26 protein-coding genes and 2 tRNA genes are annotated in these 26,296 nt (G+C 54.7%); 8 read left to right on the forward strand and 20 right to left on the reverse strand.

The genetic code is table 11. The features are described from left to right. The first annotated feature begins 169 nt into the window (after positions 1–169). Positions 170–2,308 (forward strand): anaerobic ribonucleoside-triphosphate reductase, encoded by a 2,139-nt coding sequence (gene nrdD, locus EE896_RS16920; protein ID WP_003851037.1) that lies wholly within the window; start codon positions 170–172, stop codon positions 2,306–2,308. Next, complete coding sequence (gene nrdG, locus EE896_RS16925) at positions 2,308–2,772, forward strand: anaerobic ribonucleoside-triphosphate reductase-activating protein (RefSeq protein WP_238343242.1); 465 nt, start codon at positions 2,308–2,310, stop codon at positions 2,770–2,772. Before nrdD ends, nrdG begins: the two co-directional genes overlap by 1 nt. On the opposite strand, the gene EE896_RS16930 is transcribed toward nrdG, so the two are convergent. Next, the gene (locus tag EE896_RS16930) at positions 2,764–3,399 is read right to left on the reverse strand and encodes an NAD-dependent epimerase/dehydratase family protein (RefSeq protein ID WP_003851041.1); all 636 of its coding nucleotides are present in this window, start codon (positions 3,397–3,399) and stop codon (positions 2,764–2,766) included. The genes nrdG and EE896_RS16930 overlap by 9 nt on opposite strands. 145 nt (positions 3,400–3,544) lie before the next feature. Here EE896_RS16930 and EE896_RS16935 point away from each other — a divergent pair, with 145 nt between their 5' ends. Next, positions 3,545–4,066 (forward strand): type 1 glutamine amidotransferase domain-containing protein, encoded by a 522-nt coding sequence (locus tag EE896_RS16935; protein WP_003851045.1) that lies wholly within the window; start codon positions 3,545–3,547, stop codon positions 4,064–4,066. Between the two features lie 35 nt (positions 4,067–4,101). Here the strand turns inward: EE896_RS16935 and EE896_RS16940 are convergent, their stop codons facing one another. After that, a complete protein-coding gene (locus tag EE896_RS16940; RefSeq protein WP_039658932.1) occupies positions 4,102–4,530 on the reverse strand; it encodes a YhbP family protein in 429 nt (142 codons plus the stop codon). A gap of 75 nt (positions 4,531–4,605) precedes the next feature. Here EE896_RS16940 and EE896_RS16945 point away from each other — a divergent pair, with 75 nt between their 5' ends. Then, positions 4,606–4,899, forward strand: a complete 294-nt coding sequence (locus EE896_RS16945; RefSeq protein WP_167518480.1) for a GIY-YIG nuclease family protein — start codon at positions 4,606–4,608, stop codon at positions 4,897–4,899. Here the strand turns inward: EE896_RS16945 and EE896_RS16950 are convergent. Together EE896_RS16950 and ubiT are read right to left on the reverse strand one after the other, a co-directional pair. Then, positions 4,883–5,389: a GNAT family N-acetyltransferase gene (locus tag EE896_RS16950; protein ID WP_008925429.1), complete on the reverse strand. Its 507-nt coding sequence runs from the start codon at positions 5,387–5,389 to the stop codon at positions 4,883–4,885. The genes EE896_RS16945 and EE896_RS16950 overlap by 17 nt on opposite strands. Further along, positions 5,383–5,907 carry a ubiquinone anaerobic biosynthesis accessory factor UbiT gene (ubiT, locus tag EE896_RS16955; protein ID WP_003851052.1) on the reverse strand — a complete coding sequence of 175 codons (525 nt, stop codon included), beginning with the start codon at positions 5,905–5,907 and terminating at the stop codon, positions 5,383–5,385. The genes EE896_RS16950 and ubiT overlap by 7 nt, the downstream gene beginning before the upstream one ends. A 204-nt stretch (positions 5,908–6,111) precedes the next feature. On the opposite strand from ubiT, the gene ubiU reads away from it, so the two are divergent. From ubiU to EE896_RS16970, 3 genes are all read left to right on the forward strand, one after another. After that, positions 6,112–7,107 (forward strand): ubiquinone anaerobic biosynthesis protein UbiU, encoded by a 996-nt coding sequence (ubiU, locus tag EE896_RS16960; protein ID WP_008925428.1) that lies wholly within the window; start codon positions 6,112–6,114, stop codon positions 7,105–7,107. Between the two features lie 9 nt (positions 7,108–7,116). Next, positions 7,117–7,995 carry a U32 family peptidase gene (locus tag EE896_RS16965; protein WP_008925427.1) on the forward strand — a complete coding sequence of 293 codons (879 nt, stop codon included), beginning with the start codon at positions 7,117–7,119 and terminating at the stop codon, positions 7,993–7,995. A gap of 120 nt (positions 7,996–8,115) precedes the next feature. Then, positions 8,116–9,126 carry a luciferase-like monooxygenase gene (locus tag EE896_RS16970; protein ID WP_003851053.1) on the forward strand — a complete coding sequence of 337 codons (1,011 nt, stop codon included), beginning with the start codon at positions 8,116–8,118 and terminating at the stop codon, positions 9,124–9,126. Here the strand turns inward: EE896_RS16970 and EE896_RS16975 are convergent, their stop codons facing one another. After that, positions 9,127–10,047, reverse strand: coding sequence for an AraC family transcriptional regulator (locus tag EE896_RS16975; protein WP_140916133.1), 921 nt, complete (start codon positions 10,045–10,047; stop codon positions 9,127–9,129). A 176-nt stretch (positions 10,048–10,223) separates the two neighbouring features. On the opposite strand from EE896_RS16975, the gene EE896_RS16980 reads away from it, so the two are divergent. Beyond that, positions 10,224–10,970, forward strand: coding sequence for an SDR family NAD(P)-dependent oxidoreductase (locus EE896_RS16980; protein WP_140916131.1), 747 nt, complete (start codon positions 10,224–10,226; stop codon positions 10,968–10,970). Between the two features lie 55 nt (positions 10,971–11,025). Here the strand turns inward: EE896_RS16980 and EE896_RS16985 are convergent, their stop codons facing one another. The 15 genes from EE896_RS16985 to folP form a co-directional block, all read right to left on the reverse strand. After that, complete coding sequence (locus EE896_RS16985) at positions 11,026–12,954, reverse strand: DEAD/DEAH family ATP-dependent RNA helicase (RefSeq protein ID WP_003851058.1); 1,929 nt, start codon at positions 12,952–12,954, stop codon at positions 11,026–11,028. Positions 12,955–12,970: 16 nt separating this feature from the next. Then, positions 12,971–13,027, reverse strand: coding sequence for a protein YrbN (gene yrbN, locus EE896_RS22900; protein ID WP_098053093.1), 57 nt, complete (start codon positions 13,025–13,027; stop codon positions 12,971–12,973). 105 nt (positions 13,028–13,132) lie between these two features. Next, entirely contained in the window at positions 13,133–14,017 is an 885-nt protein-coding gene (nlpI, locus tag EE896_RS16995; RefSeq protein WP_140916129.1) for a lipoprotein NlpI, read from the reverse strand. A gap of 129 nt (positions 14,018–14,146) precedes the next feature. Then, a complete protein-coding gene (gene pnp / locus EE896_RS17000) occupies positions 14,147–16,282 on the reverse strand; it encodes a polyribonucleotide nucleotidyltransferase (protein ID WP_140916127.1) in 2,136 nt (711 codons plus the stop codon). Positions 16,283–16,592: 310 nt separating this feature from the next. Continuing rightward, the gene (gene rpsO / locus EE896_RS17005; protein WP_003851063.1) at positions 16,593–16,862 is read right to left on the reverse strand and encodes a 30S ribosomal protein S15; all 270 of its coding nucleotides are present in this window, start codon (positions 16,860–16,862) and stop codon (positions 16,593–16,595) included. Positions 16,863–16,993: 131 nt separating this feature from the next. Then, positions 16,994–17,938, reverse strand: coding sequence for a tRNA pseudouridine(55) synthase TruB (gene truB, locus EE896_RS17010; RefSeq protein ID WP_140916125.1), 945 nt, complete (start codon positions 17,936–17,938; stop codon positions 16,994–16,996). Beyond that, positions 17,938–18,345 carry a 30S ribosome-binding factor RbfA gene (gene rbfA / locus EE896_RS17015; RefSeq protein WP_033731320.1) on the reverse strand — a complete coding sequence of 136 codons (408 nt, stop codon included), beginning with the start codon at positions 18,343–18,345 and terminating at the stop codon, positions 17,938–17,940. The genes truB and rbfA overlap by 1 nt, the downstream gene beginning before the upstream one ends. A 65-nt stretch (positions 18,346–18,410) precedes the next feature. Then, a complete protein-coding gene (infB, locus tag EE896_RS17020) occupies positions 18,411–21,104 on the reverse strand; it encodes a translation initiation factor IF-2 (RefSeq protein WP_003851068.1) in 2,694 nt (897 codons plus the stop codon). A gap of 17 nt (positions 21,105–21,121) precedes the next feature. Then, entirely contained in the window at positions 21,122–22,609 is a 1,488-nt protein-coding gene (gene nusA, locus EE896_RS17025) for a transcription termination factor NusA (protein ID WP_003851070.1), read from the reverse strand. A gap of 24 nt (positions 22,610–22,633) precedes the next feature. Beyond that, on the reverse strand, positions 22,634–23,086 hold the full coding sequence (gene rimP, locus EE896_RS17030) for a ribosome maturation factor RimP (RefSeq protein ID WP_010251795.1): 453 nt from the start codon (positions 23,084–23,086) through the stop codon (positions 22,634–22,636). Between the two features lie 211 nt (positions 23,087–23,297). Further along, positions 23,298–23,374 (reverse strand) — tRNA-Met (locus EE896_RS17035). A 59-nt stretch (positions 23,375–23,433) separates the two neighbouring features. Next, a tRNA-Leu gene (locus EE896_RS17040) sits at positions 23,434–23,520 on the reverse strand. A 37-nt stretch (positions 23,521–23,557) separates the two neighbouring features. Continuing rightward, entirely contained in the window at positions 23,558–23,896 is a 339-nt protein-coding gene (secG, locus tag EE896_RS17045) for a preprotein translocase subunit SecG (protein WP_003851074.1), read from the reverse strand. A 216-nt stretch (positions 23,897–24,112) separates the two neighbouring features. Further along, positions 24,113–25,447: a phosphoglucosamine mutase gene (gene glmM / locus EE896_RS17050; RefSeq protein ID WP_140916124.1), complete on the reverse strand. Its 1,335-nt coding sequence runs from the start codon at positions 25,445–25,447 to the stop codon at positions 24,113–24,115. After that, positions 25,444–26,283 carry a dihydropteroate synthase gene (gene folP / locus EE896_RS17055; RefSeq protein WP_039658941.1) on the reverse strand — a complete coding sequence of 280 codons (840 nt, stop codon included), beginning with the start codon at positions 26,281–26,283 and terminating at the stop codon, positions 25,444–25,446. Before folP ends, glmM begins: the two co-directional genes overlap by 4 nt. Positions 26,284–26,296 lie beyond the last annotated feature (13 nt).

Below are 26,296 nucleotides of genomic sequence, written 5' to 3' on the forward strand. Positions count from 1 at the left end.
ATCACCCGGAAACCTGATCTCAAAACCTGATTCTTACCTCAGTCGGCATTCCCTGCCGTGTTGAATCTTCCTTGTTTCAGGTCAAAACAGAACGCAATAATTCGCAGCAATCACTACATGTAGGGGATAGAATCCATCAAACACCTATATGTAGTTTACGGAGAGAGAAATGGCGACGGTGGTCATCAAGCGTGATGGATGTCGGACGGGTTTTGATGCGCAGCGTATTGAGCAGGCCGTCGCGGCGGCGGCACAGGCAGCAGAGGTCGATGACCTGGCCTGGTGCACGCAGGTCGCTGAGCAGGTTGCACTGCGGCTGGCCGATCGTCCGGAAGTGGATATCCGGGAGATTCAGTGTGCAGTGGAAGAGACGCTGATGGCGGGCCCATACCCGCAGCTGGCACGCGCTTACATTGAATACCGCCACGATCGCGATGTCGCTCGCGATCGCCAGAGCCAGTTACATCACGCCATTCGCGGCCTGGTCGATCAGACCAACGCGGCGCTGCTGAACGAAAATGCCAATAAAGACAGCAAAGTGATCCCGACGCAGCGCGATCTGCTGGCCGGGATCGTGGCAAAACACTACGCGCAGCAGCAGATCCTGCCGCGCGATGTGGTGCTGGCGCACGAGCGCGGCGAGATCCACTATCACGATCTCGACTACTCGCCCTTCTTCCCGATGTTCAACTGCATGCTGATCGATCTGAAAGGTATGCTGACCAACGGCTTCAAAATGGGCAATGCTGAGATCGAGCCGCCTAAATCGATCGCCACCGCCACCGCCGTCACGGCGCAGATCATCGCCCAGGTCGCCAGCCACATTTACGGTGGCACCACCATAAACCGCATTGATGAAGTGCTCGCTCCGTTTGTTGAGCAGAGCTATACCCGGCATCTGGCGATTGCTGAGCAGTGGCAGATTCCACAGGCAGAAGAGTATGCACGCCAGCGTACGGAGAAAGAGTGCTACGACGCTTTTCAGTCGCTGGAGTATGAGGTGAATACCCTGCACACCGCCAATGGCCAGACGCCGTTTGTCACCTTTGGTTTTGGTCTGGGGACTGACTGGGCAGCGCGGCTGATTCAGCAGTCAATTCTGCGCAACCGACTAGCGGGGCTGGGTAAAAATCGCAAAACAGCGGTGTTTCCAAAACTGGTGTTCAGCATTCGCGAGGGCGTTAACCGCCGGGCGGGCGACGTTAACTACGACATCAAGCAACTGGCGCTGGAGTGTGCCAGCAAGCGGATGTATCCCGACATCCTCAATTACGATCAGGTCGTGAAAGTGACCGGCTCATTTAAAACCCCAATGGGCTGCCGCAGCTTCCTGGGCGTTTATGAAGAGAATGGCGAGCAGATTCATGAAGGGCGCAATAATATCGGCGTGATCAGCCTGAATCTGCCGCGCATTGCGCTGGAAGCAGGCGGCGATGAGGCGCGTTTCTGGACGCTGCTCGATGCGCGCCTGCTGCTGGCTAAGCGGGCGCTCATGACGCGGGTGGCGCGGCTGGAGAAAACCAAAGCACGCGTCGCGCCCATCCTCTACATGGAAGGTGCCTGTGGCGTCCGGCTGAATGCGGATGATGAAGTCGGTCCTATTTTCCGAAACGGCCGTGCATCGCTGTCGCTGGGCTATATCGGCCTGCACGAAACGCTGAACGCACTCAGCGGAGGCCATAAACACCCTTACGATGACGCGGCGCTGCGTGCTAAAGGTGTGGAGATTATCGCCTGTATGCGTGATGCCACCGAGCGCTGGAAAGAGGAAACCAGCTACGGTTTCAGCCTTTACAGCACGCCGAGCGAGAATCTGTGCGACCGCTTTTGCCGTCTTGATGCCGCGCAGTTTGGCCTGGTGCCGGGCGTCACCGACAAGGGCTACTACACCAACAGCTTCCATCTCGACGTTGAGAAGAAAGTGAATCCTTACGACAAAATCGACTTTGAAGCACCCTATCCGCCGCTGTCGAATGGCGGATTCATCTGTTACGGCGAATACCCGAATGTGCAGCACAATCTCAAAGCGCTGGAGGATGTCTGGGATTACAGCTATGACCGCGTGCCCTATTACGGCACTAACACACCGATTGATGAATGCTACGAGTGCGGCTTCAACGGCGAGTTCACCTGTACCAGCCGCGGCTTTACCTGCCCGAACTGCGGCAACCACGATCCGGCGCGCGTCTCTGTCACCCGGCGGGTCTGTGGCTATCTGGGCAGTCCGGATGCACGGCCGTTTAACGCCGGTAAGCAGCAGGAAGTGCAGCGTCGGGTAAAACATCTTGAAGAGGGACCGCTGGGATGATGCATATCCATCGCTACTATGATGTCGATATTATTAATGGTCCCGGCACCCGCTGCACACTGTTTGTCGCCGGTTGCGAACATCAGTGTCGCGGCTGCTACAACCAGAGCACCTGGCGGCTCGACTCCGGCGTGCCCTTTACACTTGAGATGGAGGAGCAACTGCTGGCGGATTTGCAGGATACGCGCATTCCGCGCCAGGGATTGTCGCTGAGCGGCGGCGATCCGCTGCATCCGCAAAACGTGCCGCACATCCGCCGTCTGGTAAAACGGGTCCGGCAGACATGTCCCGATAAAGATATCTGGCTCTGGACCGGTTACCGGATGCAGGAGCTGAACAGCGCGCAGCGCGCTGTGCTGGACTATCTCGACGTGCTGATCGATGGTCGCTTTGTCGAAGAAGAGAAAGATGCCACGCTGCAATGGCGCGGCAGTCGTAATCAGATTATCTGGCCGTTACGCTGAGTGACGCGGGATATCGCCTGACTCAATGACAGTGACACTCTCACCTCCCTGGGTGAAAGCCTGCTGGTGCAGACAGCGCGCGACGTCGCGCGCATGCACGGCGCGCCAGTTACCCGGCAGCAGCGCGAAAAGCGGCCCCGCCAGGCTTTCACCGCCGCGCTTCTGCTTGCGCTCTCCCAGCAGCAGTGAAGGCCGCACCAGCGTCAGGCGCGGCCAGCCCTGATGACGCAGCGCATTCTCCATTTCACCTTTAACACGATTATATAAAAACGGTGAGTGACGACTGGCGCCGTGCGCGCTGACCACCAGCATCTGCTTCGCCCCTAAGCGTAATCCGCACAATGCACTGTCCACGACCAGAGTGTAATCGACGTGGATGAATGCCTGTTTGCTGCCCGCCTGCTTACGCGTGGTGCCAAGACAGCAGAACACCGTATCCAGTGAACAGTCCAGCGGCCCCAGCACATCGGTGAGATCGGCTTCAACCGGGTTCACGACTTTCTGCATCACAGGCAGTGGCCGTCGGGTTGGCGCGATGATTTCATCGACGCGCGGATCCTGAATCAGTAAGCGTAGCAGATGCGACCCGACTAAGCCGGTTGCACCGGTCAGTAATACGCGATTCATCTCAGATTCGTCCTTATTTCACTGCGTATAGGTTAAAAGATAGCTGATCTTCACGGGCTGGCTTGCGTTCTGACTCTCAGCGACCAGACTTACAGCGTTATCCGGAAAGCGCGCCTCGCGCTCCACAAATTTCAGGAGGAAAAAGATGAGCAAGAAAGTTGCGGTTTTAATTACCGATGAATTTGAAGACTCAGAATTTACTTCACCTGCGGAAGTGTATAAACGCGCTGGTTTTGAGGTGGTTACCATTGAGAAACAAGCCGGTAATGTTGTTAAAGGCAAGCAAGGCGAAGCGGAAGTGACCATCGATCGCAGCATCGATGACGTCAGCCCGGCTGAATTTGACGCCCTGCTTCTGCCAGGCGGTCACTCGCCTGACGCCCTGCGCGGCGACGATCGTTTCGTGGCCTTTACCAAAGAGTTTGTTGCCAGCGGCAAGCCCATTTTTGCCATTTGCCACGGGCCACAGTTGCTGATCAGCGCGAATGGCGTTCGCGGTCGCAAGATGACCACGGTTAAAGCCGTTGCCATTGACCTGATCAATGCCGGTGCTGACTTCCATGATAAAGAAGTGGTGGTAGACGGCGATAAGCTGGTCACCAGCCGCACGCCGCACGATTTACCGGCCTTTAATCGTGAATCCCTGCGGATCCTCGAAGCGCTGTAAACCCGATACGCCCTTTTCAGCTGAAAGGGGCGTTTCTATTTTTCCCGCACCCAGGCAATTTTCTTGCCGAATCCCAGCGCATTATCCGTCATTTTCACCTCATCCAGCTCAATCTCCCACAGCGGTGCCGACACTTTGCGTGAGACCGGAAAACGTTTCTGGTAAGCGGCTCTGGCAATCTGCTCTGTGGCCTCCTCCAGCCTTTTAATCCGGCCACGATACTGCACCCCTTTTATCAGCAACACACTTCTGGGCTGACCATTAACGGTGCCCGCCACCTGCGGATTCTGCACCATCAACTCGCCATGGCGGGTATCGGGTTCGGTCATGATCCAGAAGACCATGCGCGTCTCATCAAAGACGTAATAGCAGTTAGCGCACCACAGCTGATCGTCGGCGGTACAGCAGAGTGAAAGCACATGCTGCTTTCTGAGGTAGCGAACCAGATGGGCGTGATCGGACAAGATAAACTCCTGGCGGTGCACCAGAGCGTGAAGCGCGCTACACTGCCCGGCACCTTTTTTTGGGAAATGATTGCGATGAGTCAGCAGTGGCAACTCTACATCGTCCGCACGGCGAAAGGGATTCTGTACACCGGCATCACCACGGATGTGGTGCGCCGGGTCGCTCAGCACCAGAGCGGGCGTGGCGCACGTGCGCTACGCGGCAAAGGTCCGCTGGACCTGGTGTTTCACTGTGCAGCGGGCGATCGTGCCAGCGCCTCCAGACTGGAGTATCAGGTTAAGCAACTGCCCCGCCAACAGAAATTACTGCTGGTGGCGGCTCAGCCGATCAATCTGGAGAGCTGGCTGAGTATTACGGCTGGCGATTAAAGGGTTCGGCGTAGTCGATCTGCCCTTCCGCGCCGTCATAAGCATTCTCCGCCAGACGGTAGACCTGGAATGCGGCCTCTGTTCCCGGCCAGCGACTGCGCAGACCGTAACGTGCCGCCGGTTCAAAACCAAAACGGTTGAACAGCGCCGGATCGCCCAGCACGACGACCGCGCTGTAGCCAAATTCATTGAGCGTATCCAGCCCCTCATAAATCAGCTTGCTGGCCAGACCCTGGCCGCGTAGCGTCTCATCGACGGCCAGCGGTGCCAGAGCCACCCAGCCGCGATCTTCACCCTGAACGCTGACCGGACTGAATGCGGCATAACCCAGCACCTGTCCTTCCTCATCAGTGGCGACCACGCCGAGCGTCAGCAGACCATCTTCACGCAGCGCCTGAGTCAGTTCCGCTTCTGCCGGGGTGCTGAAGCAGCGTTTGAGCAATGCGTCGATGCCCGCGGCATCAACACCAATTTCGCTACGGATCAACATGCGGCACCCGCGCGCGCCCGTGCGGCCTTCGCGTCCTGTTTCATACCGGCATCGATAAATTTCGCCATCTGTTCAATTGCCGTGCGTAACGCGGTGGGCATAGCCTCAGGTTCAATAGCATCCATTACGTTCTTCACCTCAAGTCCCAGTTCAGTGTCACCTTCAATCACCAGCCGGCGTTGAAAGAACAGCATATCGGGATCTGCTTTACGTGCTGCCACCAGCAACAGATCATTGGCATTGCCCCGAAACCAGACATCCGCTTCGGACTGTTGCAATACCGCCAGTCGGCCGTCCTGCAGCGTGGTGATCCAGTGCAGATTGAGATCGGCAATCTCGATACCCAGCAGGCGACCGTTCAGAAAGTCTAACTCACCTTCAGCCAAAGCATGGCGAAATTGCCAGTTTAAGAGTTGTTGCAGAATCAACTGTTTGACCGGAAATGGGGTGAGTGCTGCGGGTAACCCTAAGATTTTAGGGCCGTTTTTTACAAAATGGGCATGTATCCGCTCTAACACTTTCGTCACTCCCTTTAGAAAATTTTACGTATATTGCCATATCCTTTTCTGCGCGCCTCCTCTGAGATCAATAAAAACGGCTGCGGTGGCAAGGAAAAAAGTGCCGCAAGGGCCGATGAACTGGAATTTCACTGCCCCAAATCAAAACACTGCCCGGATCAGATGCCTAGACTCGACGCCCATCGCATGTTGAGAGGAACATCTATGGAACTGCTCTGTCCGGCAGGAAATTTACCCGCCGTCCGCACCGCCACAGAGAATGGGGCTGATGCAGTCTATGTGGGACTGAAAGATGACACCAATGCCCGTCACTTTGCGGGCCTGAATTTCACCGATAAAAAGCTGGCTGAAGCGGCGCGCTATCTGCATCAGCATCGGCGCAAACTGCATGTGGCAATTAACACGTTTGCCCATCCGGATGGTATGGGGCGCTGGCAGCGGGCAATCGATGTAGCGGCGCAAAACGGCGCCGATGCGCTGATCCTGGCCGATATCGCCACGCTGGAATATGCCGCGAAGCACTATCCGCAGGTTGAACGTCATCTCTCTGTCCAGGCTTCCGCGACCAATCTGGAAGCGATTCGCTTTTACCATCGCCACTTCAATCTGCAACGTGTCGTGCTGCCGCGCGTGCTGTCGATTCATCAGGTTAAACAGCTGGCGCGTAGCACGCCGGTGCCGCTGGAAGTGTTCGCCTTTGGCAGCCTGTGCATTATGGCCGAAGGCCGCTGCTATCTCTCTTCCTGGCTGACTGGCGAATCACCTAACAGCGCGGGCGCCTGCTCCCCGGCGAAATTTGTGCGCTGGCAGCAGACGCCAAAGGGCATGGAGTCACGTCTCAATGAAGTGCTGATTGATCGCTACGCGCCGGACGAAAGTGCAGGTTACCCGACGCTATGTAAAGGGCGTTATGAGGTTAACAATCAGCGTTATCACGTGCTGGAAGAACCCACCAGCCTCAACACCCTGGAACTGCTGCCGGAACTGCTGCGGGCAGGCATCGCCTCAGTGAAAATCGAAGGCCGTCAGCGCAGTCCCGCCTATGTTGCTGACGTGGCGCGCGTCTGGCGTCAGGCCATCGATCGCTGCAAAGCGCAGCCGGAACAGTTTGACGTCGCGCCGCAGTGGATGCAGACGCTGGGCGATCTCTCCGAAGGCACGCAAACCACGCTGGGTGCTTATCACCGTGAATGGCAATAAGGAGTCATGATGCAATATGCCCTTGGGCCGGTGCTCTGGTACTGGCCAACCGATACGCTGGAAGATTTCTATCAACAGGCTGTCCGCAGTCGCGCAGATATTATCTATCTCGGCGAAGCGGTGTGCAGTAAACGCCGCGCCACGCCCTATGCGCGCTGGATGGATCTGGCCCGCGAAGTCGCGGCCAGCGGCAAACAGGTGGTACTGAGCACGCTGGCATTGCTGCAGTCACCCTCTGAGCTGAAAGAGCTGCAGCGTTACGTTGAGAACGGCGAGTTTCTGATTGAAGCCAATGATATCGGCGCGGTCAATATGGCCGCTGAACGTCACCTGCCTTTTGTCGCGGGCCCGACGCTGAATGTCTATAACGCTGACACGCTACAACTGCTGGTCAAAGAGGGCATGACGCGCTGGTGTATGCCGGTGGAGATGTCCCGTGACTGGCTGCTACAACTGCTGGAGCAGTGCGAGAGACGAGGTATCCGGCAGCAATTTGAGGTGGAGGTGCTGGGCTACGGTCATCTGCCGCTTGCGCTCTCGGCGCGCTGCTTCACCGCCCGCTCGGAAAACCGCGCGAAAGATGACTGCGAAACCTGCTGCATCAACTATCCAGCAGGCCGTCGCGTTAACTCTCAGGAGGGACAGCAGGTGTTCGTCCTCAATGGCATTCAGACCATGAGCGGCTACTGCTATAACCTGGGTAACGATCTGGCCGGTATGCGCGATCGGGTTGATTGTGTCCGGCTCTCGCCGCAGGGTGTCACGACGCTGGCGGAGATCGACCGTTTCCGCGCCAATGAAAACGGCCAGGCACCGTTAATGGTCGCGAAAGGCAGCGATTGTAACGGTTACTGGCGCAAACTGGCGGGTATGACGCTGGTCTCCTGAGTAAAAGCACATACCGGCTATATTCCTGCACAGGTTAGCAGTTTTAATAGAAGGAATGATGCGTAATACTTAATGGTGCAGGCCTTCACTTAATGCCTGCGCCATTCAACGGGAGTAGTCATGTCTGATAAAAAACCTCTTCGCCTGTCCGTACTGGATCTTGCGCCGATTCCACAGGGCGCGACCGCACGGGATGCGTTTCATAATTCACTGGCGCTGGCGCGTCAGGCGGAAAAACTGGGTTTCGAACGCTACTGGCTGGCTGAACATCACAACATGACAGGGATTGCCAGCGCCGCGACGTCAGTGCTGATTGGCTATCTGGCGGCGAATACCGAGACCCTGAGGCTGGGATCCGGCGGGATCATGCTGCCTAACCATGCGCCGCTGGTCATCGGTGAGCAGTTTGGCACGCTGGCTTCCCTTTATCCTGGGCGTATCGATCTCGGCTTAGGTCGTGCGCCAGGTTCTGACCAGCGCACCATGATGGCGCTGCGCCGTCATCAGGCCAACATGCACATCGACACCTTTCCCGAAGATGTCGCTGAACTGATTAACTGGTTCGATGCTGACGCGGATGCGCAGCTGCCAGTGCAACCCGTACCCGGTCTGGGTCTGAAAATTCCGGTCTGGCTGCTCGGCTCCAGTCTTTACAGCGCACAGTTGTCAGCAAAAATGGGCCTGCCGTTTGCGTTTGCCTCCCACTTTGCGCCTGACCAGCTGTTCCAGGCCCTGCACGTCTATCGCGAGAACTTCAAGCCATCGGCGCGTCTCGATAAGCCTTACGCCATGGTCTGCATTAATGTGGTTGCCGCTGATAATGAGCGTGATGCGCGTTTCCTGTTTACCTCAATGCAGCAGCAGTTTATTAACCTGCGCCGCGGCAAACCGGGCCCGCTACCGGCACCGGTTGAAAACATGGATAACCTCTGGTCACCGTCAGAACAATATGGTGTTCAGCAGGCGCTCAGCATGTCACTGGTCGGCGATATTGATAAGGTGCGTCATGGGCTGGCCTCACTGATGCGTGAAACCCAGGCGGATGAGATTATGGTCAACGGCCAGATTTTTGACCGCGATGCGCGCCTCAAATCCTTTGCCATTGCGATGGAAGCGGCAAACAGCCTCTAATCAGTTTTGCGGTAGGCGGCGGGTCTCCGTGCTCACCGCCAGTTCACGGCTGTCCCTCGCCGGTGATTGCCCATACAGGCGGCGATACTCCCGGCTGAACTGTGACGCGCTCTGATACCCCACCCGATAACCTGCCGTACCGGCATCCAGCTTTTCTACCAACATTAAACGCCGTGCCTCATTCAGCCGAAGCTGTTTCTGGTATTGCATCGGCGTCATGGCAGTGACGGCTTTGAAGTGATGATGCAGTGAAGAGATACTCATGCCGACATTACTGGCAAGCTGATCGATTTTCAGCGGCTGATGAAAATTCTCCCGCAGCCAGCGTGCAGCCTGTGCCACCCGACTGCCCGGCCGCTCAGCCAGCGCCATGTTTAAAATCCGCGAGCCTTCTGGCCCGGTCAGCAACCGGTAGAAAATCTCCTGCTCAATGAGCGGAGCCAGAGCATCAATATCTTCGGGATGGTCTAGCAGGCGTACCAGTCGAATGACCGCATCCACCAGCAAAGGTGAGACTTTGTGTACGGTGACGCCGCGTTCATCAGGTGCGATCGCCAGCGGCAGCGCGGGAGGAAACTTTTCAAGATAGCGCCTCAGCCGGGATTCGTTGATGGCAATACCAATCCCCAGATTCGGCTTTTCCGGCGTGGCGACAGTCACGCAGGCGCGTACCGGCATATCGAGAGTCACCAGCAGCAGATCACCCGGCCCATAGTGCAGCACCTCATCACCCATATGCAGCGCTTTACTGCCCTGCGCCACCAGCGCAAAACTGGCCCATTGAGCAAAGTGCATGGGCTCAGTGGGCGCTGAAACCCGGCCAAAAAACAAGCAATCGATGACACTGGAATGCCGGCCATCCTCCGGCGCATGACGGGCAATTAACTGTGCCAGCGCCTGCCACTTATCACTCTCTGTCACTCTGTTCTTCCCCCTCCTGCTCGCTGTGCTGATATTACCTGACCTCCGGCCAAATACCTGTGGCGATAAGGCACTTTTGCAGGATTGTGCAAAAAGCTTGCAGGATTGCGCTACCCGCTTCTCAGCACCAGCGCGCATAGTCTTTCGACGCAATCATTACGGCGGAGAATGACATAATGAAAGCACTGCTGAACAAAATCGCACTGGTGACCGGCGCCTCGAAAGGCATAGGTGCGGCGATTGCTATCGCCTTTGCCGCAGCGGGCGCACGCGTCGTGGTCAATTATCGTCAGGATGAAGTCGGGGCCGCTGACGTAGTCAGCGATATCATCACCCTGGGCAGTGAAGCCGTGGCAGTTCAGGCAGATATCTCTCGCCTGCGGGATGTGGAACGACTGTTCGCCACCACCGCAGACTGTTTCGGCGCACCTGACATTGTGGTGAACAATGCAGGCAGCTTTCATCACGGCGAGTTTGAGGCGCTGACACAGGAGGAGATGCAGCAGCAAATTAACGTTAACCTGCTCGGCACGCTGATGGTCTGTCAGCAGGCGATTCGCCACTTCCCCGCGCACGGCGGCAGCATTATTAACCTCAGCGCCCTTAACAGTAAAAACAGCACGCCGGGCTCCGTACTCTGGTCAGCCACCAAAGGTGCGGTGGATACCCTGACTCAGGGACTGGCGCGCGAGCTGGGTGCCAGGAATATCCGGGTTAACGCCCTGGCGCCTGGCATGATCCTGACTGAGGGATTACTGGCAGCGAAGAGGATGAGTCCGCAGCTCAAAGCGCAGCTGCTGGCGGCTACGCCGTTGGGGCGTTTTGGTCTGCCAGAGGATGTCGCGCAGGTGGCGCTTTTTCTGGCCTCTGAGGAGTCCGCCTATGTCAGCGGAGAGCGCGTCATGATTAGCGGCGGTGCCTGACGGGCATAAAAAAAGGGAAGCCAGTGGCTTCCCTTTTTACTACGACGCTAAGTCGTTATGCATCACGACGACGTGGAGCGGCAGCTGCGCCTTCTTCACGACGTGGACCACGGCTACCTTCACGGTTAAATGTACGTCCACCGCCTTCACGACCACCTTCACGGCGTTCAGAAGAGAAGCGACGACCACCTTCACGGTTAGCTGCGCCCGGACCGCCAGCACCTGGACCACGACGCTCACCGCCAGCTGGACGACGATCACCACGGCCTTCGTTTGGCTGTGCATCACCCAGCAGCTGCATATTCATCGGTTTGTTCAGAATACGCGTACGGGTGAAGTGCTGCAGCACATCGCCTGGCATGCCTTTCGGCAGCTCGATAGTTGAGTGGGTGCCAAACAGCTTGATGTTACCGATATAGCGGCTGCTGATGTCGCCTTCGTTAGCGATAGCGCCAACAATGTGACGAACTTCAACACCATCATCGCGGCCTACTTCAATGCGGTACAGCTGCATTTCACCAACGTCACGACGTTCGCGACGTGGACGGTCGCCATCACGGCTTTCGCGGTTTTCACGCGGAGCACGATCGCCACGCGCTTCACGGCTGTCACGACGGCCATCACGCTCGTCACGATCGCGGTATTCGCGACGTGCAGGACGTGGTGCTTCTGGTGGCAGAATCAGAGGACGTTCGCCCTGTGCCATCTTCAGCAGTGCGGCTGCCAGAGTTTCCAGATCCATTTCATCTTCTGGCTGCATTTTAGCCAGCAGAGCACGGTACTGATCCAGATCGCTGCTTTCCAGCTGCTGCTGTACTTTCGCGGCAAATTTAGCCAGACGACGCTCACCCAGCAGTTCTGCGTTAGGCAGTTCAACTTCAGGAATGGTCAGCTTCATCGTACGTTCGATGTTACGCAGCAGACGACGCTCGCGGTTCTCAACGAACAGCAGCGCACGGCCAGCACGACCGGCACGACCGGTACGGCCGATACGGTGAACGTAAGACTCTGAATCCATCGGGATGTCGTAGTTCACAACCAGGCTGATGCGCTCAACGTCCAGGCCACGGGCCGCAACGTCGGTTGCAATCAGGATGTCGAGACGACCATCTTTCAGGCGTTCCAGCGTCTGCTCACGCAGTGCCTGGTTCATGTCACCGTTCAGCGCGGCGCTGTTATAGCCACTACGCTCCAGCGCTTCTGCCACTTCAAGCGTCGCGTTTTTAGTACGCACGAAGATAATAGCAGCATCAAAGTCTTCAGCTTCCAGGAAGCGAACCAGTGCATCGGTCTTACGACCATAAGCAGTCCAGTAGCTCTGGCTGATATCAGGACGCGTGGTCAGGCTTGACTGAATACGCACTTCCTGTGGATCTTTCATGAAGCGTTTAGTGATACGACGAATCGCTTCCGGCATAGTTGCAGAGAACAGCGCAGTCTGATGATCCGCTGGAATCTGTGCCATGATGGTTTCAACGTCTTCGATGAAGCCCATACGCAGCATTTCATCAGCTTCATCCAGCACCAGACCACGCAGGTTAGACAGGTCTAACGTACCGCGTTTCAGGTGGTCAAGCAGACGACCAGGCGTACCTACAACAACCTGTGGACCCTGACGCAGTGCGCGCAGCTGCACGTCATAACGCTGGCCGCCGTAAAGGGCGACGACGTTCAGGCCACGCATGTGTTTAGAGAATTCGGTAACTGCTTCAGCAACCTGTACCGCCAGTTCGCGGGTAGGTGCCAGCACCAGGATCTGTGGCGCTTTAACAGTAGGATCAATGTTGTGTAACAGCGGCAGAGAGAAAGCCGCAGTTTTACCACTCCCGGTCTGCGCCATGCCTAACACGTCACGGCCCGCCAGCAGGTGAGGAATACACTCAGCCTGGATTGGGGATGGCTTTACGTAGCCCATGCCATTCAGTGATTCAAGGATGTCGGCGTTCAGGCCAAGGTCAGCAAAAGTGGTTTGAATATCAGTCATGTAGTACACGTGCCTCTTAGATTGCGGCGGCCAGTCTACATAACTCGTCGTGAAAACTTTCAGTCATTTTCATCAAAAAGTGTGAACCGGCTCAAATTAAAAGTTTTGACGAACAGAAAAGCCTTCATCCTTTAAGATGATGACTTAACAGGTTTTACAGGCAAATTAAGTTCGTCAGCTATTGCTGGTCAGATTCTGATAAATCGTCTTGTGCCTGGCCGAGTTGCGCCAGTTCCAACAATGCGTATCGGTGTTCAACAAAGTTATTGACGTTGTTGGCCACCGCCAGTTTGAACAACGCTTTCGCGTCGTCCTTCTCCCCCAGACTTAGGTAGTACTTACCTAAATAGAAGTTGGTTTCACTGAGATGTTCAGCGAGCGAGGTGTTATCCGTTGCGTCCGCCTTGAGACTTTCCATCAACGTTTTCTCGTTGATATCTCCAAGGTAGAACTCGACAATATTCCATCCCCATTGATCTTTCGCCGCTTTGTCGTAACGCTGTTGAAGCGCCACTTTTGCCTTGTCAGCATCCATCTCACGTTCAACGAGATAGAGCCACAGACTGCGGAAAGGATCGTTAGGATCGTCTTGATAAAACGCCAGCAGATCATCTTGCGCTAACTTGTATCGACCGCCGTAATAGAGGGCGATACCACGGTTTAAATGCGCATAGTTGTAAGTTGGATCAAGCTCAAGTACAGAATCAAACGCGTCATAGGCGGCATCAAAGTTGCCCGCCTGCGTTAAATATATGCCTAAGTAGTTAAACACTTCGGGCATATCTGGTCTTATAGACAGCGCTTGCGAAAAATCGTTCCGCGCTAATGCCCGCAGACCTAAACTATCATACAACACTCCGCGCTCATATAACAGCTGTGCGCGTTCATCATCGGTGAGAGCGCGACTGGCAAGAATTTGTTCCATGCGCGCCAGTATCACTTCCTGCTGCAGTGTGGGCTGTAAAGGCACTGCAAGAACTTCGTTCTTACGCCAATTGGAGTTGCTGCATCCTGCCAGCATCAAAGCTGTCGCAACAAAACACCAGCGCAGAAAAGGCTTCATTTCCCACTCCCGAATACAAACATTGGGATAACCATCCTGTCATCCGCCTGCTGTGCACAAGGATTCCCGCCCTCGCGATGATACAAACGCCCCTCTCTGCCAGGCAAAGAGGGGCAAACCAGCAACGTCTTATTCCGCGTCAGGTGTAATCACCGCTGCAGCTTCTTCAGTCTGCGGCTTAGATTCTGTCGCTTCTTTGATGCTCAGACGTACGCGGCCCTGGCGATCAACTTCCATCACCTTAACCGGCACTTCCTGACCCATCTGCAGATAATCAGTCACTTTCTCAACGCGCTTATCAGCGATTTGTGAAATGTGAACCAGACCTTCTTTGCCACCACCGATAGCGACGAAGGCACCGAAGTCAACGATGCGGGTCACTTTACCACTGTAAACGCGGCCCACTTCGATTTCTGCAGTGATCTCTTCGATACGACGAATCGCTTCTTTCGCTTTCAGACCATCGGTCGCAGCAATTTTAACGGTGCCGTCATCTTCAATTTCAATCGTTGTGCCGGTCTCTTCGGTCAGTGCACGAATCACTGAGCCGCCTTTACCAATCACATCTTTGATCTTGTCAGAGCTGATTTTGATGGTGTAGATGCGTGGAGCAAATTCAGAAATCTCGGTACGCGGTGTGCTGATAGCCTGTTCCATAACGCCGAGGATGTGCAGACGCGCACCCTTAGCCTGGTTCAGCGCTTCCTGCATGATTTCACGCGTGATGCCTTCGATTTTGATGTCCATCTGCAGCGCGGTGATACCTTCACGGCTACCGGCTACTTTAAAGTCCATGTCCCCCAGGTGATCTTCATCGCCCAGGATGTCAGACAGAACCACAAACTTCTCATCTTCTTTCACCAGACCCATTGCGATACCCGCAACGGCGGCTTTGATTGGCACACCTGCATCCATCAGCGCCAGTGAAGCACCACAGACAGAGGCCATTGAAGAAGAACCGTTAGATTCGGTGATTTCAGACACTACACGCACGGTGTAAGGGAAATCTTCCGCTTTTGGCATAACGGCTAACACGCCACGTTTCGCCAGACGACCGTGACCAATTTCACGACGCTTAGGCGAACCTACCATGCCGGTTTCGCCGACAGAGTACGGAGGGAAGTTGTAATGGAACAGGAAGCTGTCGGTACGTTCGCCCATCAGCTCATCCAGGTTCTGCGCATCGCGGGTTGTACCCAGCGTGGCCGTAACCAGCGCCTGCGTCTCACCACGGGTGAACAGTGATGAACCATGGGTACGTGGCAATACGCCAGTACGCACGTCCAGACCGCGGATCATATCTTTTTCACGGCCATCGATACGTGGCTCGCCATTCAGGATACGGGTACGAACGACGGTTTTTTCGAGGCTATGCACGATATCGCCGATTTCTGAACCATCCAGCGTTTCATCTTCAGCCAGCAGAGCAGCAATGGTTTCGTCTTTAATGACGCCAACCTGCGTGTAACGCTCCTGCTTGTCAGTGATGCGGTAAGCATCGCTGATGCGCGCTTCTGCCAGGGCAGCAACACGAGAAATCAGTGCGGTGTTAGCCGCTTCTGGCTGCCAGTCCCAGCGTGGTTTGCCAGCTTCTGCAACCAGGGCATTGATGTTTTCGATAACAACCTGCTGCTGATCGTGGCCAAAGACCACAGCGCCCAGCATCTGCTCTTCTGACAGGATCTCAGCTTCAGATTCAACCATCAGAACGGCATTCTGCGTACCCGCAACAACCAGATCCAGACGAGACTGTTTCAGCTCATCTGCAGTTGGGTTCAGAACATATTGATCGTTAATATACCCTACGCGCGCTGCACCGATTGGGCCATTGAACGGCAGACCTGACAGCGCCAGAGCGGCAGAAGCACCCATCATCGCAACGATGTCCGGGTGAACCTGTGGGTTAACAGAAACCACGGTTGCAATAACCTGGACTTCATTAACAAAGCCTTCCGGGAACAGTGGACGAATCGGGCGGTCAATCAGACGCGAAATCAGCGTTTCGCCTTCGCTTGGACGGCCTTCACGACGGAAGAAGCTGCCTGGGATACGACCAGCAGCGTAAGTACGCTCCTGATAGTTTACGGTCAGTGGAAAGAAGTCCTGACCTGGTTTAGATTTTTTCTGACCTACAACAGTGACGAACACTGCAGTATCGTCCATGCTCACCATTACAGCGGCTGTCGCCTGGCGAGCCATCATGCCGGTTTCCAGCGTGACGGTATGTTGACCATATTGGAATTTGCGTACGATCGGATTCAGCAAAGTCAAAGTCCTTAACTTCGGGGCATGGCTATCTGTAGCCCGCCATTGATTACCAATCTTCAGCTGCATCCTCGCGACTAATGACAACCCTCGACCGCCTCTGCGGTAAAGCCTCTCATTAGCCGCGCGAAATTCTGCAAACTAAAGATCACACTAAGCAACAATACATCAGTTTGGACCGGATTGCTGCCGATTGCTCGAAAAAAGGGGCCATAAAGGCCCCCTCTTCACGAAACTCGCACAAATCTGATCGTAAGCTGCACACAGTGCAAAAAACCACATAATGCCCCGACGATCAGATTTTTCAGACTTAGCGACGCAGACCGAGACTTTCGATCAGGCTGCTGTAGCGTGCAACGTCTTTACGCTTCAGGTAGTCCAGCAGCTTACGACGCTGAGATACCATGCGCAGCAGACCGCGGCGGCTGTGGTGGTCTTTTTTGTGCTCAGAGAAGTGACCCTGCAGATGGGTAATCTGCGCGGTCAACAGGGCAACCTGAACTTCGGTTGAACCGCTGTCGTTAGCACCACGGCCATATTTAGCAACGATCTCTGCTTTAGCTTCTACGCTTAGAGACATAATAAACTCCGGTAATAAATGAATGTATGGGTGCCGATCTCTAATTCAGCATCCCGCTTTAAAGCCGCACTATTCTACTCTGCGCCTGATAGCAACGCAAATGCCCCATCAGCGAAAAGTGGCCGCACGACTTAATCCTGATACTCAACCACTAAACGACGCGGCGCAAGACGCCCATCAGCGGCAATTTCTGCCATGCCGATAAACTTACGCGCTTCGCCTTCTGATATCCTGACCAGTCCCTGTGCAGGCGCATTACTCGCCTGTACTGGCTGTCCCAGGCGGAACAAATCTGCCACGGCAGTCGGGATATTCACTTCAGGGAAATCAGAGGCCGGGCTGTCCATTGGCAGCAGCAGCGGATCAAGCTGCGATTCCAGTGAGATGCCAGCGTCAGTGGCTTCCGCCAGCAGGGTATTGAGCTGCTCCAGCGTCACCATCCTTTCATAGGGATAACGGGCAACCTGCACACGACGCAGCATGGTGACATGCGCACCGCATCCCAGCTTTTCACCCAAATCATCAATGATGGTGCGGATATAGGTGCCTTTGGAGCAGTGAATTTCCAGCTCCAGCTCATTATCCTGCCAGCGAATAAACTGCAGCTCATAGACCGTGATCGGACGCGGTTCACGCTCGATCACAATGCCCTGACGCGCATACTCATACAGCGGACGTCCCTGATGCTTCAGTGCCGAAAACATTGAGGGCACCTGCAGCGTTTCGCCGCGGAAGCTCTCCAGGGCGCTATCGAGTTCGGCCTGACTGAAGCTGACCGGACGCGTCTGCACGATGTTGCCATCGGCGTCTGACGTGTCAGTCCGCTCGCCCAGTCGGGCTATCACACGGTAGCGTTTGTCGGAATCCAGCAGATATTGAGAAAACTTGGTTGCTTCACCCAGGCAAATTGGCAACATGCCAGTGGCCAGGGGATCAAGCGCGCCGGTGTGTCCTGCGCGATTAGCGTTGAAGATACGCTTTACTTTCTGCAGGACATCATTCGACGAGACGCCTTGTGGCTTATCCAGCAACAACACGCCATGGACGTCGCGACCGCGACGACGCGGACGACTCATTACGCCTCCTCGTCATCGCCAGTGGCGTCCGGACCACGACGTTCAGCATCATTCTTCACAACGCTGGTGACGAGATTGGACATACGCATCCCTTCAACTAACGAGTTATCGTAGAAGAAGGTCAGCTCAGGCACGATGCGCAGACGCATCGCTTTACCCAGCAGAATGCGAATATAACCTGACGCTTCTTTCAGCGCTTTCAGGCCATGTTTAATGGCATCTTCATCTTTGTCGTTAAGGAAAGTGACGAACACTTTTGCGTAGGCAAGATCGCGTGACACTTCAACGCCAGACACCGTGACCATCATGCCAAGACGTGGATCTTTAATCTCACGCTGCAGGATCATCGCAATCTCTTTTTGCAGCTCTTGTGAAACGCGCTGCGGGCGACCAAATTCTTTCGCCATCATTATTTCTCCCAAATAATTCGGGAGGCCAGAGGCCTCCCAAATTGCAACACATCAGCAGTCTATTACTCGATGGTGCGTTTAATTTCGATGATTTCAAACACTTCGATCATATCGCCAACGCGAACGTCGTTGTAGTTCTTCACGCCGATACCGCACTCCATGCCGTTACGCACTTCGTTGACGTCATCTTTAAAGCGACGCAGAGATTCCAGCTCGCCTTCGTAAATCACCACGTTGTCACGCAGGACACGGATTGGATTGTGACGTTTGATGTTACCTTCCGTCACCATACAACCGGCAATGGCGCCAAACTTCGGTGATTTGAATACGTCGCGGACCGCAGCCAGACCAATGATCTGCTGTTTGTACTCTGGTGCCAGCATACCGCTCATCGCCGCTTTAACTTCGTCAATCAGGTTATAGATGACAGAGTAGTAGCGCAGATCCAGGCTTTCTGCGTCAATGACGCGACGCGCAGAGGCATCGGCACGAACGTTGAAGCCAAGCAGAATGGCGTTAGAAGCAGCCGCCAGGGTCGCATCGGTTTCGGTAATCCCGCCGACGCCTGAACCCACAATCTTCACCTTCACTTCATCGGTGGAGAGTTTCTGCAGAGAATCAGAGATGGCTTCGACAGAACCCTGAACGTCAGCTTTCAGAACGATGTTCAGTTCAGATACTTCGCCTTCGGTCATGTTAGCAAACATGTTCTCGAGCTTAGATTTCTGCTGGCGAGCCAGTTTAACTTCGCGGAATTTGCCCTGACGATAGAGTGCAACTTCGCGTGCTTTCTTCTCGTCACGTACCACAGTCGCTTCATCACCCGCAGCCGGCACACCGGACAGGCCCAGAATCTCAACCGGGATAGACGGACCCGCTTCCATGACTTCGCGACCCAGTTCGTCACGCATTGCACGAACACGGCCATATTCGAAACCACAAAGAACGATGTCGCCTTTGTTCAGCGTACCTTCACGTACCAGCACGGTGGCAACCGGACCACGACCTTTGTCGAGGAACGATTCAATCACCACGCCGCTCGCCATACCTTCACGGATAGCGGTCAGTTCCAGAACTTCCGCCTGCAGCAGGATAGCGTTTAACAGATCATCAATGCCGGTACCCGCTTTCGCAGAGACATTCACGAACATGTTTTCGCCGCCCCACTCTTCCGGAATGATACCGTACTGAGTCAGTTCGTTTTTAACACGATCCGGATCCGCTTCTGGCTTATCGCACTTGTTCACGGCAACCACAACCGGCACTTTCGCGGCTTTGGCGTGCTGAATAGCTTCAACAGTCTGTGGCATTACGCCATCGTCTGCTGCAACCACCAGGATAACGATGTCGGTAGCCTGCGCACCACGTGCACGCATCGCGGTAAACGCGGCGTGGCCCGGGGTATCCAGGAAGGTGACCATACCGTTGTCAGTTTCAACGTGGTAAGCACCGATGTGCTGTGTAATGCCGCCCGCTTCGCCAGAGGCGATTTTAGTGGAGCGGATATAGTCCAGCAGAGACGTTTTACCGTGGTCGACGTGGCCCATGATGGTGACAACCGGCGCACGAGACTCCTGCGCAGCATCGGTATCACGATCGTCCATTACCGCTTCTTCCAGCTCGTTTTCACGACGCAGGGTTACTTTGTGGCCCATCTCTTCGGCAACGAGCTGTGCAGTTTCCTGATCGATCACCTGGTTGATAGTCGCCATTGCGCCCATCTTCATCATCGCTTTGATGACCAGAGAACCTTTCACTGCCATTTTGTTAGCCAGTTCGGCTACGGTAATGGTTTCGCCAATCACAACATCACGGTTAACAGCCTGCGCTGGCTTGTTGAAGCCCTGCTGCAGTGCGCTAGGTTTGCGATGCTTGCCGCCTTTACCACCACGAACCTGCGCACGCGCTTCTTCACGGTCAGTTTTGGCTTCAGAGTGTTTGTTGCCTTTTTTCGCCGGACGCGCAGCTTTAGCAGTCGTCCGCGCACGCGCACGACCTGCTTCAACCTGACGGTCGTTTTCATCTTCCGCCTGACGGGCATGGGTAGAAGTGGTGACGTGATAGTCGCCTTTATCCTCTTCTTCCGGTTTTTCCCATTCAGCTGATTTCTCTTCAGCCAGACGGCGGGCTTCTTCGGCTACGAGGCGGGCAGCCTCTTCCAGCTTACGGCGCGCTTCTTCTTCAGCTTTACGCTTCAGTTCAGCAGCTTCTGCTTCGCGACGGGCTTTGTCTGATTGCGCAGCCTTTGTCACTTCGTCGGTAGGTTGATTTGTCACTTTGTCATTTTCCGCTGCTGCACGTTTGGCCTTATCAGCGGCTTCGCGCCTTGCTTTGTCTTCGGCTTCACGTTGCGCTTTCTGTTCAGCTTCGCGACGGGCTTTTTCTTCAGCCTCGCGTTGCGCCTGCTCTTCCGCTTCACGCTGCGCCTCGGCTTCAGCTTCTGCCTGAGCTTGCTCAGACTCTGCATCACCTTTCACATAGGTACGCTTTTTGCGGACTTCAATTTGCACCGACTTACTTTTACCCCCGGTGCCTGGAATATTCAAGGTGCTGCGCGTTTTACGCTGCAACGTCAGCTTAGCTGAACCGACCTGACCGTGTTCACGGTTCAGATGAGATAGTAAGGTTTCTTTCTCTTGCTGGCTCACCGCGTCATTTTCAGACTTAGGGATACCCGCATCAGCAAATTGCTGTACCAGGCGATCGACCGGAGTCTGAATTTCTGCGGCCAGCGATTTTACGGTTACATCTGTCATGCTGTTCCTTCCTGTTATTACGCGTCATCGCCGAACCAGCAGATATTACGTGCGGCCATAATCAGCGCGCCGGCTTGTTCATCAGACAGGCCTTCAATATCCGTCAGATCGTCAACACCTTGCTCAGCGAGATCTTCCAGCGTGCAAACGCCTTTCGACGCCAGGCGGAACGCCAGCGCACGATCGAGGCCTTCAAGATTCAGAAGATCCTCAGCGGGCTCCTGATTTCCAAGACTCTCTTCTTTCGCCAGTGCCAGGGTGGTTAACGCATTTTTTGCTCGTTCACGCAGGGCTTCAATGGTCTCTTCGTCGAGGCCGTCGACTTCCAGCAGCTCGTTGATTGGCACGTATGCCAGCTCTTCCAGCGAGGAGAAGCCCTCTTCCACCAGTACGGTGGCGAACTCTTCGTCGATGTCGAGATGTTTAGTGAACATATCGATCGCTGCATGTGCTTCAGCCTGATGCTTAGCCTGCAGATCATCGACGGTCATCACGTTCAGCTCCCAGCCACTCAGCTGCGAAGCGAGACGCACGTTTTGGCCGTTACGGCCGATCGCCTGAGCCAGATTGCCAGCTTCTACGGCGATATCCATGGTGTGATTATCTTCATCAACCACGATTGACGCCACATCGGCCGGAGCCATGGCGTTGATAACAAACTGTGCCGGGTTATCGTCCCACAGCACGATATCAATACGCTCGCCACCCAGTTCACTGGAAACTGCCTGAACACGCGCGCCGCGCATGCCCACACAGGCACCGACCGGATCGATACGTTTGTCGTTGGTTTTGACTGCAATTTTAGCGCGCGAACCCGGATCACGGGCGGCTGCTTTAATTTCAATCAGTTCTTCGCCAATTTCTGGCACCTCGATCCGGAACAGTTCAATCAGCATTTCGGGTTTGGAACGCGTGACGAACAGCTGCGCGCCACGCGCTTCCGGACGTACAGAGTAGAGTACGCCACGAATACGATCGCCCGGGCGGAAGTTTTCACGCGGCAGCATATCTTCGCGCAGAATGACCGCTTCGGCATTGCTGCCTAAATCGAGGGAAATGTTGTCGCGGTTAACTTTTTTCACCACACCGGTGATGATTTCGCCTTCCTGCTCACGGAACTGATCAACCACCATTGCGCGCTCAGCTTCGCGCACTTTTTGCACGATAACCTGCTTAGCAGTCTGGGTGGTGATACGGTCAAAGGTGACCGATTCAATCTGATCTTCGACATATTCGCCCAGATTGAATGCTTCATCTTCGAAGCGGGCCGCATCCAGCGTGATCTCGCGCGTCGGCTGTGTTACCTCTTCAACGATTTCCCAGCGGCGGAAAGTATCGAAATCGCCACTGCGGCGATCAATGCTGACGCGTACCTCAATTTCCTGCTCGTACTTTTTCTTGGTCGCAGTCGCCAGCGCGCTCTCCAGCGCTTCGAAGATTTTCTCACGCGGCAGGGCTTTTTCGTTAGAAACGGCTTCTACAACAGCTAAGATCTCTTTGTTCATCCTGGTTAGCCTCAATCCGGACTTTTAAAAGTGGGGGACCAGGTTCGCTTTCTGAATATTACTCAGCGCGAACACTTCATCGCTACCCTCAACGTGCACCGTGATCATCTCGCCATCAACTGACTTGATGGTTCCCTGCCATTTACGGCGGTTCTGAACGGCCATACGCAACACCAGGCTCACTTCTTCACCCATAAAGCGGGTGTAGTGTTCAGCGGTGAACAGAGGACGATCGAGTCCCGGTGAAGAGACTTCAAGGTTGTAAGGAACAGTAATAGGATCTTCAACATCCATTACCGCACTTACCTGGTGGCTGACATCGGCGCAATCATCGACATTGATGCCATCTTCACTATCAATATAGATGCGCAGGATAGATGTGCGACTACGAACGAATTCAATTCCAACCAGTTCGTAACCCAGCGCTTCTACGGGAGCCGATACCAACTCTGTCAATTTTTGCTCTAATGTGGACAAGCCCACCCCCAAGACATAAAAAAAGGGCCTATAGCCCAGTATTACGATTCGCTAATAACAAAAAACCCCGAATATTCGGGGCTTTTAATCACTGGACCCTGTATGCCGCAATGCGGCCCGGACTCCATCCAAAGAATTTTCTTTCAAAAAATAGCCGTGAATGCGTCCGTCGATGCATACAGTATATTTGAAAAAGAACTCAAAGGGAAAGTGGTTGCGGGGGCCGGATTTGAACCGACGACCTTCGGGTTATGAGCCCGACGAGCTACCAGGCTGCTCCACCCCGCGTCCGAAAACGTGGCGAATAATACGCCAGACCTGCAAAAAATGCAAGTGATACTACGATTTGGTACCGAGGACGGGACTTGAACCCGTAAGCCCAATCGGGCACTACCACCTCAAGGTAGCGTGTCTACCAATTCCACCACCACGGCACTGCACTGACCACAACGATTCGTTGTGCTGACGACCTTACTTAGGAATATCGCTGCCCGGTGTAACCGGTTGAGCTGGCTTTTCAGTCTGTTGAGAAGACTGCGCCGGCGCAGAAAGATTTTCCCACTCACTTCCTTTTGACGCTTTATTGCTGTTCAGATTACCCAGAACCAGGCTGATGATGAAGAACAATGCCGCTAAAATGCCAGTAGTACGGGTCATGAAATTACCTGAACCCGACGAACCAAACACTGTACCGGATGCGCCTGCACCGAATGAGGCTCCCATATCAGCGCCTTTGCCTTGCTGCAGCATGATCATACCCACGAGGGCGATAGCTACAATAAGGAAAACAACTAAAAGAGCTTCGTACATATTCAACCTGTTCCTTGCACGATAATCGTACAGTTAAAGCTTCACCAGTATTGATGGGGAGTCTCGTCATCACCCATCAGAAGCGGGTGTGAATACTAACCAAAGGCGCATATCTCTGCAAGTGCAATTTTTACTACCCGAACTGATTGCAGAAAAAAGCGCCATCCCGGTGATTTTACAGGCAGTTCCACACTCTGCAGACTGCCTGTTACTGTTTTAAACAGCCTTGACCTGATCGGCGATGCGATTCGCCAGTTCGGTGACCTGCGCTTCATTTTCGCCTTCGACCATCACACGAATCAATGGCTCGGTGCCGGACTTACGCAGCAGAACACGTCCGCGATCTGCCAGCGCTTTTTCCACTTCCGCGGTCACGGTTTTGACGGCATCGCTTTGCAGCGGATCATGTTCACCTGAAAAGCGCACGTTGACCAGAACCTGCGGCAGCATTTTCATACCACTGCAGAGATCGTGCAGGCTCATGTGGTTGCGCACCATTGCAGTAAGTACTTGCAAACTTGCAACGATACCGTCGCCGGTCGTGGTTTTATCGAGCAGGATCACATGACCGGAGTTCTCAGCACCGAGACGCCAGCCCTTCTCCTGCATCTTCTCCAGCACATAACGGTCACCCACTTTGGCGCGGGTAAACGGAATGCCAAGCTGCTTCAGCGCTAACTCCAGTCCCATGTTACTCATCAGCGTACCCACTACACCGCCGCGTAACTGTCCCTGGCGCAATGCTTCACGTGCAATGATATAGAGGATCTGGTCACCATCCACTTTGTCGCCCAGATGGTCAATCATCATGATACGGTCGCCGTCGCCGTCGTAGGCCAGACCAATATCAGCTTTCTCGGCCAGCACACGCTGCTGCAGCAGTTTGAGATCGGTTGCACCGCACTCTTTATTAATGTTCATGCCATCTGGCTGGACACCAATAGCAATGACGGTCGCACCCAGTTCACGCAATACATTCGGCGCGATGTGGTAGGTGGCACCATTGGCACAGTCGACCACAATCTTCAGGCCATTCAGATTCAGTTCGCTGGGGAATGTCCCTTTGCAAAACTCAATGTAACGCCCTGCGGCATCCACGATGCGGCTGGCACGGCCTAACTGCGCTGATTCAACACAGGTAATCGGCTTTTCCATCTCCAGCTCAATCGCTTCTTCAACGTCATCAGGCAATTTGGTGCCTTCGGAGGAAAAGAACTTAATCCCGTTGTCGTCAAACGGGTTGTGCGACGCCGAAATCACAATGCCCGCCTCTGCGCGGAAGGTGCGGGTCAGATAGGCGATGGCGGGCGTCGGCATCGGGCCGGTAAACGCCGCTGTCAGGCCTGCCGCAGCGAGGCCTGCTTCCAGCGCGGACTCCAGCATGTAGCCAGAGATACGGGTATCTTTACCAATAATGATCTTCTTAGAACCATGGCGCGCCAGCACTTTACCTGCGGCCCAGCCGAGCTTCAGGACAAAATCGGGGGTAATGGGGGTTTCACCGACTTTGCCGCGAATGCCGTCTGTACCGAAATATTTACGATTACTCATGATACTCCTTTTGCTCTTCGGGTCGCTTCGACCACGCGCATCGCTTCGGCCGTCTCTTTTACGTCATGCGCGCGAATAATCTGCGCGCCCTGCATGGCAGCAATCACCGCGCAGCTCAGGCTGCCGGTTAAACGCTGTGATGGGCCGACATTTAACAGCTGACCAATCATTGACTTACGCGACATCCCAACCAGCAGCGGCAGACCGAAGTGGTGAAAATCGCCCAGATGAGCCAGCAGTTCATAATTGTGGCTGAGATTTTTACCGAAACCGAAGCCCGGGTCGAGTATCAGCCGCTTTTTTTTAATTCCCGCCGCTTCACAGCGTGCAATCTGCTGAGCGAAGTAAGTGTCCACTTCGCTTAAGATGTTTTCGTAAACCGGTGCCTGCTGCATGGTGCGCGGCTCGCCCTGCATATGCATTAAACAGACGGGAAGTCCGGTAGCGGCTGCAGCATCGAGCGCGCCTGGTTCAGTGAGTGAACGAACGTCATTAATGATGTGAGCACCCACTCGCGCAGCTTCCCGGATAACCTCGGCTTTAGAGGTGTCCACTGAGATCCAGACTTCGAAACGCTGGGCGATGGCTTCGACCACCGGAATCACCCGCTCCAGCTCTTCCTCCACACTCACTTCATCAGCGCCAGGACGGGTTGATTCACCGCCCACGTCGATAATGGTGGCACCTGCATTAACCATCTCATTGGTATGCGTCAGCGCATCAACCAGCGCGTTATGTTTACCACCATCTGAAAAGGAGTCCGGCGTGACATTCAGAATGCCCATCACATGCGGGAAAGATAAATCGAGATGGGAATCACGGGCAAACAACTTCATGGTGAAAACTCCT

It is taken from the genome of Pantoea eucalypti (genome assembly GCF_009646115.1).
Taxonomy (GTDB): Bacteria; Pseudomonadota; Gammaproteobacteria; order Enterobacterales; family Enterobacteriaceae; genus Pantoea; species Pantoea eucalypti.